We start from the raw sequence: 12,970 nt of genomic DNA, 5'->3' as shown, positions 1-12,970 counted from the left end.
GCGCATTCGAACCGTATTCGATCGTTACGAGTGCGTCACTGGCGGGCGATTGGCCGGTTTCCGGTCCAGTCCGGGAGGGCATCCACTCCGTGGCGTGGGGCAAAGGAGGTCTCGGGGGTGGCGTTGGTGGTGGCACAGGAAGTGCCCACGTCGTCGAGCATGGCCGTACCCCATGGCCCTGCGGGCGTGGGTCAGGCGCGGCACCGGATGCGCGAGCAGTTGCGCAGCTACGGGGTGCCGGATTCGGTCGTCGACGATGCTGTATTGATCCTTTCCGAACTGCTCAGCAACGCCTGTCGGCACGGCAGGCCGCTGGGACGACACACGAATGTGGGTGACGGCGACATCCGCGCCGCGTGGCGCGTGGACAGAACCGGCGGACTGACCGTGGAAGTGACGGACGGTGGCGGTCCGACCCGCCCCATTCCGGCCACACCCTCGGTGACGGCACGCGGCGGCCGCGGACTCAACATCATCAGCGCGCTCGCCGAGGAGTGGGGCGTGCGCGACAGTTCGTCCGGCGAGGTCACCGTCTGGGTCCTCGTCAACGAGGGACACGGCCGGGCCTCCGAGATGTCGGGCTCGCCAGGTGGGCCGGGCGTGTCGGGCGTGCCGAGCGCGTCGGGCATGCCGAGCAGCCCGGGGCTCGACGGTCTGGGTTTCGCGGACGCCTTCGACGACGTGGGCTGACGCCCCCGCGCGGGAACGGATCTCCGCCGTCACGGGCAGGTACGAGCACCCGGGCGGTACGAGATCCGGGCGGCACGGGCACCCGTACCGGCACACATGCCGACGCACGGATGCGCGCCGCCGGACGGATGCACCTGTGGCGGTGGTCGAGGCGTACGCGCCATGGGCGCGACGTACGCACCGGGGTTCCGCACCCCCGTTCCGCCAGGCGCGCGGGCGTGTGTGTCCCGGGCGCGACGGGGGCCGCTAGGCTCGCGGGCCAGACCGCACTGTCGCAATCGGGAGAAAGCCCACCATGGCCAAGAAGCGCCCTCAGACCAAGGCAGGGAAGCAGCAGCTCAAGGATGGCGAGATCCCGGTGGTCGGGGCTCGTGAGCCCTGCCCGTGCGGTTCGGGCCGCCGCTACAAGGCGTGTCACGGCCGCGCCGCCGCCCAGGCGGTGACCGAGCTCGTCCACCGCCCCTTCGAGGGACTGGCCGGCGAGTGCGACTGGGTCGCTCTGCGCGAACTGGTGCCCGCCGCCACGGTCGGGCTGACGCTCAAGGGCGGGCTGCCCGACGGCGTCCCCTCCGTGACCCTCGCGACCGTCCTGCCGATGGCCTGGCCGGCTCTGCGCCGGGACGACGGCTCGGTGCTGCTCGCCCTGCAGAACGACACCTCGTCCGGCGACCTCAGCCGTGACCTCGCGGACATCCTTCAGCGGGCGCTGGCCTCCGAGCCCGGCTCGCCCGTGGCCGCCCGGCGCGTACCGGCCGACGGTCCGCGGCTGCAGGATGTGCTCGACCCCGACGCCGCGTTCGAGCCCGTCGTCCACTCCGGGTTCGAGTTCTGGGTCCCGGACGCGGAGAACGCCACGCCCGAGGTGTCCGCCTCCCTGGAGCGCGCGAACGAGGCGGCGCTCCCGACGACGCGGCTCTCCGGTGTGGACGCCGCGTACTGGTGCGAGACCCCGGAGAAGAACCACCTGCGGTGGGTCATGCCGCACCCCGAGGAGCAGCTCCTGGACGCGCTCGCCCGGCTGCACGCCGCCGGCACCTCCTCGCTGGGCGAGGGAACACGGCTCGTCGGTTCCTTCCGGGCGCACGGGCTCATGGTCCCGGTCTGGGACCTGCCGAGGGCGATGGGGGCGGCGGAGTGCGAGAAGCCCGCGGCCGAGCTCGCGGAGCGGCTGGCCGCGGCGCTCGCCTCGGACGCGCCGCTCACCGCGGAGGAGCGGCGGGCCCGCGGCGGGCTCACCAACCGCCAAGTGACGCTCAGCTGACAGTGACGATCCCCGGGGCCATTTGGTGACTCGCGTCACAACTCGCCGTACCAACGGGTAAATCGCTGTCCGAATACGCGAGATCGAATTTGCGAACGGCAGATCTCTTGTTACCGTTCTAGAAGCCCGGTCGCTGGTGCATCCCCCGTCGCCAGCGATCGGGCATCCTCATTTCCGGGCGTGGCGCACAGCGCGCAACGCGGCGCACAAGCCGGCGTACGGACCCCTCGTCGGCACACACTTCCCGCCGCCGGTCCCCTCACACTCCGGCTGCCCCCGGCCCCTCAGAACCTCCGCGCCACTGCCAACACGGCACGACAGGGCCCGGATCGACGACGTGCCCTCATCGGCGACGACGCCCCTTCCGCCCGACGCTCCGCGGGCTCCGCGGGAACGACCCGTCTCGGACAGATCCCGGACAGCCCCCGGCCGGCGGAACTGCCGCACGAATATTGCCCTGCGAAGTCATTCGAATAAATCTTCGAAAAACTCTTCGCGAGACTTTGGAAGGCCCATCAGAAGTACCTTTACGGAAGGACTTTGCAGCGGCAGACTTTGCATCGACCGGCAGGAGCCGGGACCGGAAGAGGTACCGCGAGAGCGGGCGGGAGAAGAACGCGAACGGAAACCGGAGCCGGTGCGCGCCGACACGCCGTCACGCCGTGCACGCCCGCGACACCGATCACGCGAAGAATCGCGCGGCGACATCCGTCGGCACCTTCGGAACCTGACGACCTCGCCCGAATCCCTGACGCTCCGCCGAATGCCCCGCCGGATATATCGATGGAATACGAACGCTCCGGTGCCGCGCGTCTCCGCTCCGGGAACCCTGGTCGGCTCACGCCCGGACGGGTGAGCCGACCACCTGTCAGTAGGCCAGCCGACTGCCGCCGTCCGGCGCGCCGTTGCTCGCCTCTACCAGCGCGTCGAGCACCGCTCCCACATCCGGCAGCCACGGCGCAGCCGGTCCGGGGAAGGGGCCTCCTCTGTTCGAGCCCCGACCGGGGACCGGTGCGGGAGCCCGTTCCCAGCGCACCTGCCCCGCCCCCACCTCGGACGGCGGAAGGACGAGATAGCCGCCCTCGCCGTGAAACCGCAGCGAACTGGGCACCCGGTCCTGGGCGTGCAGCAGCTCACCGAGCCGTTCGAGGGTGTACGGGGCCACCAGCAGCGACCACCGGGTCGGCGTCGCCACCACGGGGCCGAGCCGCGTTCCCATCCGGTCCAGCTCGGCCAGCGCCCGGGCGCCCGCCACGGCCGGCAGGCTCAGCGCACACGGGGCGCACCCGCCCGTGGCCAGCACGATCGGCGCGGTGGGCCGATTGGTCCACCACCAGCGCACCATGCGCTCGTCGGTGGTCGCCGCGAGGAGACCGGGATCGAAGGGGTGTGCGCCGGGAACGACGCACTCGGGATCGGGGCAGGCACAGCCACGGCCACGGTCACCGCGACCACCGGCCGCCTCCAGTCCCACTCCGGGGAGCACGGGCCACTGCCATGCGGTGGCACAGGTCAGGACCGCGTCGAGCTGGACGGGCCTTGTCCTGCGTCGGAGCCGGAGCCTGCGTCGCCTTCCGAGGATCTCGCGCATGAGCGCTCGTTCCTTTCCGTTGAACGCCGAGGGACCACATCACACCACGCGTACGTCACACCGCGTGCATATCTCTTCACTGTGCGTACATGCTCTTCAGGGTCGCGGTACGGGTGGGTCATCGGTACCGAGCATGAGCTGAGCCGGGTCGAGCAAGGGCGAGGCGGGTCCGGACACAAGCAGGGCGAGGAGCCGCGCACGTATCGCGCCGGCCGTCTCAAGGTGCAAGCCCCGCCACTCGGGGGTGGGGGCGTAGCCGTCACATGAGAGGACGCCTGGGCCCACTGCCGGGTTCCGGGGCGATCAGAACTGCCCCTGGTCATCATCGGATTACGTACCCAGCATGCCCGAAATGACGCTCCCTCTGGGACTTCACCCCGAGAACACCCCCTGTCGAGCACACCCAGTCGACCGCAAATCACCGCCGCCAGGTGCATTTTTTAGCCAACTTTGCAGTTACTTGGACACCACAATTCCCGCAGGGACAATGCTGGACATCGCCTTACTTGTGCGTGTACATGTGGATGCTACGTGTACATGTGGATGCACTGATAGCGGCGCAGAATGACATGGGGGTTTGCGATGCTATTCGACGAATCGCACCGGTGGGGAAGCCGACTGTCATGAGCGCCCCGCACCTGCCGAAAGTGGCCGGAATCGATCCCATGGTTCCTGTTTCAGCTCACACTGCCGGATCTCTGTCCGAAGTACCGGCCGCGCCCGGAGCGTTCATCCAGGACCGGCTGGCCGGCTGGGTCTCCGACCTCACCACCCTGCACGAACTCACCGAGCGGCTCGCCAGGACCAGCGCGCTCGACGACGCGCTGCACGAACTGCTGAGCGCCGGAGCGGCTCTGGTCGGTGCCCGCCGCGGTCTGGTCGTCTTCGAACCGTCGGACCGCCGCGGCCCCGTCAGCACCATCGGCCTCGGACTCGCCCACGCCGAGCTCGGGCACATCGAAACGATTCCGCGCCGGGCCACCTCCTACGGCCGGATCCTGGAAGGTCTCCCGGACGCCGAAGGAGCGCAGACCACCCCCGATCTACTCGGCGACACCACTCTGGACCCCCGCCGCCGCGAGGTCGCCGCCCGGCTCGGATACGCCGCCAGCTACACCCTGCCGATCAGCGCCGAGGCGACCGGCAGGCTCGGTGCCGCCGTCTGGCTGTACGACGAACCCGCCGAACCGCTGGAACGCCGACGCCATCTCGTCGGCCTCTACGCCGGATTCGCCGGCGAGCACCTGGCCAGACTGCTGGAACTGGAGCGGGCCAGGGCGGATGTCGCCACGGTCACCGAGGAACTGCTGCCCAGCCGGCTTCCCAGGATCGCCGGCGTCCAGTTGGCCGCACGCCACCGCACGGCGCCCCAGGGCGGCGGCGACTGGTACGACGCGCTGGCCCTGCCGGAAGGCGCGCTCGGTCTTGCCGTGGGCTCGGTGAACGGCTCCGGACCGAGCGCGCTGGCCGCCATGGGCCGGCTCCGTGCCGGTCTGCGGGCGTACGCGGTGATGGAGGGCGAGGATCCGGTCGCCGTGCTCTCGGATCTGGAACTGCTGCTGCGGCTGACCGAACCCGCCCGTTCCGCGACCGCCCTCTTTGCCTACTGCGAACCCGCCCGCCACAAGATCCTGCTGGCCGGAGCCGGCCACACCCCGCCGCTCGTGATCGGCGACCGGCGCACCCAGTTCGTCGAGACCTCGGTCTCCGCGCCGCTGGGCATGCTCGCCTGCTGGGAGGCGCCCAGCGTGGAGATCTCCCCGGCGCCCGGCGAGACCGTGCTCCTCTACACCGACGGCCTGCTGCGCCGCACCGGCGACTCGACGGACCGGGCGTTCGCACGGCTCCACTCGGCGGCGGCGTGCGTACCGAAGGCGCTGCGCGACGACGCCGGGGCCGTCGCCGATCACGTACTGCGGACCGTGCTGCCGGACGGGCTCGACCAGGGCGGCGACACGGAGGACGTCGTCATCCTGGCCGCACGCTTCGACTGAGCCGCGCCGCCCGCCCCGGCCCGGTCGTACAGGTCACCCCGGCCCGGTCGTGTAACAGGTCTTCCGGCCCTGTGCCCCCTTCCGTACGCCCGTACGATGGATGAGGTCCAGTGTCGTATCAAGGAGAGACAAATCGTGGCTGAGGAGCTCACCCCGGAGAACCCGGAGACCGAAGCAGAAGAAACGGTCAAGCAGCGGAAGAACGGCCTGTACCCGGGCGTCTCCGATGAACTCGCCGCGAACATGAAGTCCGGTTGGGCCGATACCGAGCTGCAGGGCCTCGCACCGATCGCCCAGGCCGCACACACCGCCGCCCGCCGCGCCGCGCTCTCCGCGCGCTTCCCCGGTGAGCGCCTGGTCATCCCCGCGGGCAACCTGAAGACCCGCTCCAATGACACCGAGTACGCCTTCCGCGCCTCCACCGAGTACGCGTACCTCACCGGCGACCAGACCCAGGACGGCGTCCTCGTCCTGGAGCCGACGCAGGACGGGCACGAGGCGACCATCCATCTGCTGCCCCGCTCCAACCGCGAGAACGGTGAGTTCTGGCTCGACGGCCAGGGCGAGCTCTGGGTCGGCCGCCGCCACTCCCTCGCCGAGGCCGAGCAGTTGCTGGGCATCCCGGCGAAGGACGTGCGCGAGCTCCCGGCCGCGCTGGCCGAGGCCACCGGCCCGGTGCGCAACGTCCGCGGCCACGACGCGGGCATCGAGGCCGCACTGACCGACAAGGTCACCGCGGAGCGCGACGAGGAGCTGCGCGTCCACCTCTCCGAGGCCCGGCTGGTCAAGGACGCCTTCGAGATCGCCGAGCTGGAGAAGGCCTGCGATGCCACCGCACGCGGCTTCGAGGACGTCGTGAAGGTCCTCGACAAGGCCGAGGCGACCAGCGAGCGCTACATCGAGGGCACCTTCTTCCTCCGCGCCCGCATCGAGGGCAACGACATCGGCTACGGCTCGATCTGCGCGGCCGGTCCGCACGCCACCACCCTGCACTGGGTGCGCAACGACGGGCCGGTGCGCTCCGGTGAGCTGCTGCTCCTCGACGCCGGTGTGGAGACCGATGACCTCTACACCGCCGACGTGACACGCACCCTTCCGATCAACGGCACGTTCACGCCGCTGCAGCGGAAGATCTACGACGCGGTGTACGAGGCCCAGGAAGCGGGCATCGCGGCCGTCAAGCCCGGCGCCGACTACCGCGACTTCCACGACGCGGCGCAGCGCGTGCTCGCCGAGAAGCTCGTCGAGTGGGGCCTGCTCGGCGACCTGTCCGTGGACAAGGTCCTGGAGTTGGGGCTCCAGCGCCGCTGGACGCTGCACGGCACCGGCCACATGCTCGGCATGGACGTCCACGACTGCGCCGCTGCGCGCACCGAGACGTACGTCAACGGGACGCTGGAACCCGGCGTCTGCCTCACGGTCGAGCCGGGTCTGTACTTCCAGACCGACGACCTGACCGTCCCCGAGGAGTACCGGGGCATCGGCGTCCGGATCGAGGACGACATCCTCGTCACCGAGGACGGCAACCGGAACCTCTCCGACAAGCTGCCGCGCCGGGCCGACGAGGTCGAGGCGTGGATGGCTCGGCTCAAGGGCTGATCCGGAAGGTCCGGTGACGGGCCTCCCGCACGCCGGAGGGCGCCCCGCTCAGGAAGCCATGAGCAGGGCGCCCTTCCGCCATTTCAGGATCTTGTCGAAGCTCACCACGGCGCCGCGGCCGGGACGGTTGCCGAAATGGACGTGATCGGCGAGCTGCTCGATGATGCAGAGCCCCCTGCCGTCCTCCGCGCCGAGCGGCGGGTACTGCTGGGGCTCGTGCTGGGGCGCCGACGCGCGCAGCGTGCGCCGGGCGGGGAAACCGGGCCCCGAATCGGCGACTTCGATACGGCACTTCTCGCCGTCCAGATAGGCGGTGACCCGGTACTCCCCGGAGGCCGTCCCGGGCGACTCTTCCCATACGTCCCACGGATCACGGCCGACGCTCTGTTCGTCCCGGCTCCTGTGGTCGCCGCCGTGTTCAACGGCGTTCGCGCAGGCCTCGCTGAGCGCGACCGACAGGTCGAAGGAGATGTCCGGGTCCACGCCCGCGGTCTCCATGGCGCCCAGCAGGAAACGCCGGGCGAGCGGAACGCTCGCAGCCTCGCGCCGCAAATGGAGGGACCACCACATGCTCATGCTCCAGCCTCCTGGCTGCGGCTCGACATACCGATACCTATTGCCGCGCTGGACCAGTCGTAAGCACGGACCGGATGTGAGACCGCTCATTCGGCGGATACCCGCACGCCGTACATGCCGTGTATGCCGGACCGGGCCTACGGATCCGCCCGTGGCCCGGTGATCTCCCCGCCGGTTCTCCACACGCGGTTCCCCGGCCCCGGTCGCACCGGTGACGGCCCGCGTCCAATCGGACGGAAGCCGACCTTACGGACCTGCCGTACCCAAGCCGGGGGTGCGGTGCGATGATGGCCCCGCCATGTCTATGCCTGTCGCACGCGCCGGAGCCGGTCTGCGGCTCCTGAGGGCCGCGGTGTTCACCGCGGTCTGTGTCGCGCTGTCCGCGGCAGGCCACTCCCTGGCGTCCTGCGCGGCCGTCCCCTGGTGGACCCTGCTCGCCGGATTCCTGGGGGTCTTCGCGGTGGCGGCACCGCTCGCCGGACGCGAGCGCTCGCTGCCGTCCATCGCAGTCGCGCTGGCCGGTGGACAGATCGCCCTGCACACCCTCTTCGGCGTGGGTGCGCATGCCACGCCGACCGGAACGGCGACGGGCGACGACCCGCTGATCCGGTTCGCGGCGAGCCTTGTGTGCGGCATGGGGCCCGCCCGGTTGAACGCCGCCGAAGCTCGCCGCATCGTCACCACGGCGGGCATCGACCCGGCGTCGGTGACGGCCGCCGGCCATCAGCACATGGCGTCCGCGACCGGCGCGGATCCCGTCGGCCTCGCCGGTCTGCTGCCCGGCCTGCCCATGCTGCTCGGCCACCTGCTGGCCGCCGTGGCCACCGGCTGGCTGCTGCGGCGCGGCGAGATCGCGCTGTTCCGGCTCGCCCGGCTCTCCGCGCACGGCGTCCAGCAGCTCGCGGCCGGAGCCCGGCTGCGCGCGCTGCGCGCCGCACTCTCACTGGTGAACGCCTTGCGCGCCGGCCTGCCCGGGGGTCCGACGACCGGGCCGCGCGTCCCGCGTACCGGGGCCGACACCCCGGCCCCCGCCACCGGGGACTCGTTGCAGCACATTGTGATCAGGCGCGGGCCGCCCCCGGCGTACGCGCTCGCAGCCTGACGCGACACCCACCACACGACGCACGCCCGACTCGACGCCCGGAACCGACCGGTGCCCTGCGAGTCGGCGTACGCACGCCACATGTGAGGCAGAGGTGTCGCGATGCCGCCGCGCACCCGCGCGCCGGACCACCTTTCCTTCGTGTTTCCGTGGAGTGATCCCTGTCATGAACGTTTCCCGCATCGCCCTCGCCGGCGGCATCGCCGCGTCCACCGTGCTGATCGTCGCCGGTACCGCCTCCGCGCACGTCAGCGTCCAGCCCCAGGGCGAGGCCGCAAAGGGCGGTTACGCCACCGTCAACTTCAAGGTCCCCAACGAGCGCGCCGACGCCTCGACGACCAAGGTCGAGGTCAACTTCCCGACCGACCACCCGCTGGCATCCGTCATGCCGCAGGCCGTGCCCGGCTGGGACGTCGAGGTCACCAAGAGCAAGCTGGCCAAGCCGCTCGAAATGCATGGCGAGAAGATCAAGGAGGCGGTCTCCAAGGTCACCTGGACCGCCAAGGGTGACAAGAACGACCTCGGTATCCGTCCGGGCAACTTCCAGCAGTTCCCGCTCTCCGTCGGCCAGCTCCCCGAGGACGCCGATCAGCTGGTGTTCAAGGCCATCCAGACGTACGACAACAAGGAGGTCGTCCGCTGGATCGAGGAGCCGAAGGACGGCGCCGCCGAGCCCGAGAACCCGGCACCGGTCCTCAAGCTGACCGCGGCGTCCGCCGACGAGCACGGAGCGGGTACCACCGACAAGGCCGGTGCCGACGCCACGGCACAGGCAGCGGACAAGCAGACGACGGCCGCTTCGGACACGTCCGACAGTGACACCACGGCCCGGGTTCTCGGCATCGTCGGCATCGTCGTCGGCATCGCGGGAGTGGCCTTCGGCATCCTCGCCGGCCGCCGTCGCACTGCCTGAACCACAGCCCCACCCGCCCACCGACCCACCAGGAATCAGTGCTCCATGCGTAAGAAGACTGTGCTGGCCGCGGCGCTCGTCGCCGCGGCCGCGCTCTCGCTGTCCGCCTGCGGCAGCAGCGACGACGGTGCGAAGAAGCCGATCGCCGATGTGTCCGTCGAGGCCAAGACCAAGGCCGCGACGGTGCTCGACCAGCCGTTCACCAAGCCCGATCTCGTCCTGACCGACACCCACGGCAAGAAGTACGACCTCCGTGAGCAGACCAAGGGCAAGCCGACGCTGATCTACTTCGGCTACACCAACTGCCCCGATGTCTGCCCGCTCATCATGAGCAACATCGCCATTGCCAGGAAGTCCCTCCCCAAGGCCGACCAGGACAAGCTCCAGGTCGTCTTCGTGACCACCGATCCCGAGCGGGACACCCCGTCCTCGCTGGGCGCCTGGCTCAAGTCCCAGGACCCCTCTTTCATCGGCCTCACCGGCGACTTCCCCACCATCCAGGCGGGCGCGCGCCAGATCGGCATCGGCATCGACGCGCCGAAGAAGGAGAAGGACGGCACGGTCGTCTCGATGCACGGATCCCAGGTCATCGCGTTCTCCCCGAAGACCGACAAGGGATACCTCGTGTACAGCGAGGACACCTCGCCCGACGACTACACCAAGGACCTCCCCAAAATCATCAAGGGGGAGACTCCGTGAGCCGCCGCACCGCACTCGCCGGCGTGGTCGCCCTGACCGCCGGGCTGACGCTGGCGGGGTGCTCCTCCTCGGGCAGCGAGCCCGTGCTGAAGGTGACCGGCGCGTTCATGCCGCAGCCCGTCAGTGACATGGCGGCCGGCTTCCTCGTCGTACGGAACAGCGGCGGCACGTCCGACCGGCTCACCTCGGTCACCAGCCCCCTCTCCGACAACGTCACGATCCACGAGACGAAGAACCAGACGATGCGCATGGTGTCGTCCTTCGAGGTGCCCGCGGGCGGTGAACTGGATCTGGAACGCGGGGGGAACCACATCATGTTCATGAAGCTCAAGCAGCAGCCCAAGCAGGGCGAGAAGGTGTCCGTGGAACTGCACTTCGAGAAGGCCGACCCGATAAAGGTCGACCTTCCCGTGAAGGAGACCACCCACAACCCGAAGCAGCACTGAGGGACTGACTCGCCATGACAGCCACCGCCCCGCACTTCGGACCGTCCCCGTACACTCCGGCGCCACGACGGCCGCTCGCCGCGGCCGCGCTCCTCGCCGCCCTGGTCGGCATGGTGCTCGGCCTGCTGCTGGGCGGCGCGGGCCCCGCGTCGGCACATGCCGCACTCACCGGGAGCGATCCGCAGGACGGGGCGGTGGTCGACACCGCTCCCAAGGAGGTCACGCTCACCTTCTCCGAACAGGTCGCCATGGGCAGCGACTCCGTCAGGGTCCTCGACCCCCGCGGCAAACGCGCCGACACCGCCGTCGCCCCGCGTGATCTGAGCAGCGGCTCCACCGTGAAGTACGGCGTCTCGCTGCACTCCGGGCTGCCCGACGGTACGTACACCGTCGCCTGGCAGGCCGTCTCCGCGGACAGCCACCCCGTCTCGGGCGCCTTCACCTTCTCCGTCGGAGCCCCCTCCAAGACCACGGTCGCCCTTCCGGCGGAACAGGCCGGAGGCGGCCTCGTCGGGACCCTCTACGACATCGCACGCTATGCCGCCTACGCGGGTTTCATCCTGCTGGCAGGCGGCGCCGCCTTCGTGCTGGCCTGCTGGCAGCGCGGGGCCGGTGCACGCCCCTTGCAACGCCTGGTCGTACGCGGCTGGATGACCCTCACCGCGGCCACCCTGGCCATGCTGCTCCTGCGCAATCCGTACACCGGCTCCGGGAAGCTCGCGGACGCCTTCGACCTCGACGGCCTGAAGGCCGTCCTCGACACCAAGCCCGGGGCGGCGCTCGTATCCAGGCTGCTGCTGCTCGGCGCTTCCGCGCTCTTCATCGCCGTGCTGTTCGGTGCGTACGCCAAGCGTGAGGACGAGCGCGAGAAGAAGGACCTCACCTTCGGACTGGCCACCGGCGGCACGGTGATCGCCGCCGGGATCGCCGGGACCTGGGCACTCGCCGAGCACGCTTCGACAGGGATCCAGCCGGGCATCGCCATGCCGGTCGACATACTCCACCTGCTGGCCGTCGCGACCTGGCTGGGCGGGCTGGCGGCCCTGCTGGTCGCCCTCTACCGGACCCCGGACATCGGAGCCACGGCCGTACGGCGCTTCTCCCGTATCGCGTTCGGCAGCGTGCTCGTGCTCACCGCCACCGGGATCTATCAGTCCTGGCGCCAGGTCGGCACCTGGTCCGCGCTCACCGGCACCGGATACGGGCGACTCCTGCTCGTGAAGGTGGGACTCGTCGCCGTCCTGGTCGGGATCGCCTGGTTCTCGCGCCGCTGGACCGCACGCCTGGTCTCCAACGGAGCCGAACGACTGGTCTCGAACAGAGCCGAACGACTGGTCTCGAACGGAGCCGCCGCGGAGAAGAGCGCGGAGGGGGCCGGGGTCGGCGCGGAGACCGATGCGGCCAGGACCGAGGTCGAGGCCGGAGCCGCGATCGAGAGGCCCGGGGCCGGGACGGAAGACGGGGCCGGGGCCGGAAAACCCCAGGCCGAAGGCGCACCGGCGTCCCTGGCCGAGGACCCCGAGCGCGCGGCGCAGCTCGCGCGGCAGCGGGCCGCCGTGGCCACCGCCGAGAAGAAGCGGATCCGCGATGCCGACCCCGAGCGGTCCGGGCTGCGCCGCTCGGTGCTGGCGGAAGTCACGGTCGCCGTGGCGCTGTTGGCCGTGACGACCGTGCTGACCTCGACCGAGCCGGGACGTACCGAGGAAGAAGCGGCCCGTGGCTCCACGACGGCCACCGCTCCCGCGGCCGAAGGCCCGGTCAATCTGACGCTGCCCTTCGACACGGGCGGCCAGAACGGCAAGGGAACGGTACGGATGGACATCGACCCCGCCCGTACCGGCACCAACGAGCTCCACATCTGGATCGACAGCCCCGACGGCAAGGCCATGGACGTCCCCGAGCTGAAGCTCGCCTTCACCCTGGAGTCCAAGGACATCGGCCCGCTTCCCGTACTCCCCGTCCGGCTCACCGAGGGCCACTGGACCGCGAGCGGCGTCCAGATCCCGATGGCGGGCCAATGGAAGGTCGCCGTGACCGTGCGTACGTCGGACATCGATCAGACCACCATCGACAAGAACGTGAAGATCGGCTGAGCAGGA

11 protein-coding genes are annotated in these 12,970 nt (G+C 70.4%); 9 read left to right on the top strand and 2 right to left on the bottom strand.

Annotated elements, in window-relative coordinates; translation table 11 throughout:
• The first annotated feature begins 30 nt into the window (after nt 1-30).
• Complete coding sequence (locus ACF1B9_RS09750; protein WP_391741212.1) at nt 31-690, top strand: ATP-binding protein; 660 nt, start codon at nt 31-33, stop codon at nt 688-690.
• Nucleotides 691-985: 295 nt separating this feature from the next.
• A complete protein-coding gene (locus ACF1B9_RS09745; protein WP_391741213.1) occupies nt 986-1,951 on the top strand; it encodes a DUF5926 family protein in 966 nt (321 codons plus the stop codon).
• Between the two features lie 868 nt (nt 1,952-2,819).
• On the opposite strand, the gene ACF1B9_RS09740 is transcribed toward ACF1B9_RS09745, so the two are convergent.
• On the bottom strand, nt 2,820-3,542 hold the full coding sequence (locus tag ACF1B9_RS09740; RefSeq protein ID WP_391741214.1) for a bifunctional DNA primase/polymerase: 723 nt from the start codon (nt 3,540-3,542) through the stop codon (nt 2,820-2,822).
• Nucleotides 3,543-4,165: 623 nt separating this feature from the next.
• Here ACF1B9_RS09740 and ACF1B9_RS09735 point away from each other — a divergent pair.
• Complete coding sequence (locus ACF1B9_RS09735) at nt 4,166-5,536, top strand: PP2C family protein-serine/threonine phosphatase (protein ID WP_391741216.1); 1,371 nt, start codon at nt 4,166-4,168, stop codon at nt 5,534-5,536.
• A gap of 135 nt (nt 5,537-5,671) precedes the next feature.
• Nucleotides 5,672-7,135: an aminopeptidase P family protein gene (locus ACF1B9_RS09730; protein ID WP_391741218.1), complete on the top strand. Its 1,464-nt coding sequence runs from the start codon at nt 5,672-5,674 to the stop codon at nt 7,133-7,135.
• A 48-nt stretch (nt 7,136-7,183) separates the two neighbouring features.
• On the opposite strand, the gene ACF1B9_RS09725 is transcribed toward ACF1B9_RS09730, so the two are convergent.
• Nucleotides 7,184-7,711, bottom strand: coding sequence for an ATP-binding protein (locus ACF1B9_RS09725; protein WP_391741219.1), 528 nt, complete (start codon nt 7,709-7,711; stop codon nt 7,184-7,186).
• A gap of 298 nt (nt 7,712-8,009) precedes the next feature.
• On the opposite strand from ACF1B9_RS09725, the gene ACF1B9_RS09720 reads away from it, so the two are divergent.
• The 5 genes from ACF1B9_RS09720 (at nt 8,010) to ACF1B9_RS09700 (ending at nt 12,964) form a co-directional block, all read left to right on the top strand.
• A complete protein-coding gene (locus ACF1B9_RS09720; protein ID WP_391741221.1) occupies nt 8,010-8,813 on the top strand; it encodes a hypothetical protein in 804 nt (267 codons plus the stop codon).
• Between the two features lie 166 nt (nt 8,814-8,979).
• A complete protein-coding gene (locus ACF1B9_RS09715; RefSeq protein WP_391741222.1) occupies nt 8,980-9,726 on the top strand; it encodes a YcnI family protein in 747 nt (248 codons plus the stop codon).
• Nucleotides 9,727-9,771: 45 nt separating this feature from the next.
• Nucleotides 9,772-10,425 carry an SCO family protein gene (locus ACF1B9_RS09710; protein WP_391741223.1) on the top strand — a complete coding sequence of 218 codons (654 nt, stop codon included), beginning with the start codon at nt 9,772-9,774 and terminating at the stop codon, nt 10,423-10,425.
• Nucleotides 10,422-10,871, top strand: a complete 450-nt coding sequence (locus ACF1B9_RS09705; RefSeq protein ID WP_391741224.1) for a copper chaperone PCu(A)C — start codon at nt 10,422-10,424, stop codon at nt 10,869-10,871. The genes ACF1B9_RS09710 and ACF1B9_RS09705 overlap by 4 nt, the downstream gene beginning before the upstream one ends.
• Nucleotides 10,872-10,885: 14 nt before the next feature.
• Nucleotides 10,886-12,964: a copper resistance CopC/CopD family protein gene (locus ACF1B9_RS09700; RefSeq protein WP_391741225.1), complete on the top strand. Its 2,079-nt coding sequence runs from the start codon at nt 10,886-10,888 to the stop codon at nt 12,962-12,964.
• Nucleotides 12,965-12,970 lie beyond the last annotated feature (6 nt).

Source organism: Streptomyces sp. NPDC014727 (genome assembly GCF_043083485.1).
GTDB lineage: Bacteria > Actinomycetota > Actinomycetes > Streptomycetales > Streptomycetaceae > Streptomyces.
This window is presented reverse-complemented; position numbering and strand designations above follow the sequence as displayed.

What these genes read in the sequence shown, in the direction of transcription:
- ACF1B9_RS09745 (WP_391741213.1), top strand. Translation starts at nt 986, where the DNA reads ATGGCCAAGAAGCGCCCTCAGACCAAGGCAGGGAAGCAGCAGCTCAAG.
- ACF1B9_RS09740 (WP_391741214.1), bottom strand. Translation starts at nt 3,542, where the DNA reads ATGCGCGAGATCCTCGGAAGGCGACGCAGGCTCCGGCTCCGACGCAGG.
- ACF1B9_RS09735 (WP_391741216.1), top strand. Translation starts at nt 4,166, where the DNA reads ATGAGCGCCCCGCACCTGCCGAAAGTGGCCGGAATCGATCCCATGGTT.
- ACF1B9_RS09725 (WP_391741219.1), bottom strand. Translation starts at nt 7,711, where the DNA reads ATGAGCATGTGGTGGTCCCTCCATTTGCGGCGCGAGGCTGCGAGCGTT.
- ACF1B9_RS09720 (WP_391741221.1), top strand. Translation starts at nt 8,010, where the DNA reads ATGTCTATGCCTGTCGCACGCGCCGGAGCCGGTCTGCGGCTCCTGAGG.
- ACF1B9_RS09715 (WP_391741222.1), top strand. Translation starts at nt 8,980, where the DNA reads ATGAACGTTTCCCGCATCGCCCTCGCCGGCGGCATCGCCGCGTCCACC.
- ACF1B9_RS09710 (WP_391741223.1), top strand. Translation starts at nt 9,772, where the DNA reads ATGCGTAAGAAGACTGTGCTGGCCGCGGCGCTCGTCGCCGCGGCCGCG.
- ACF1B9_RS09700 (WP_391741225.1), top strand. Translation starts at nt 10,886, where the DNA reads ATGACAGCCACCGCCCCGCACTTCGGACCGTCCCCGTACACTCCGGCG.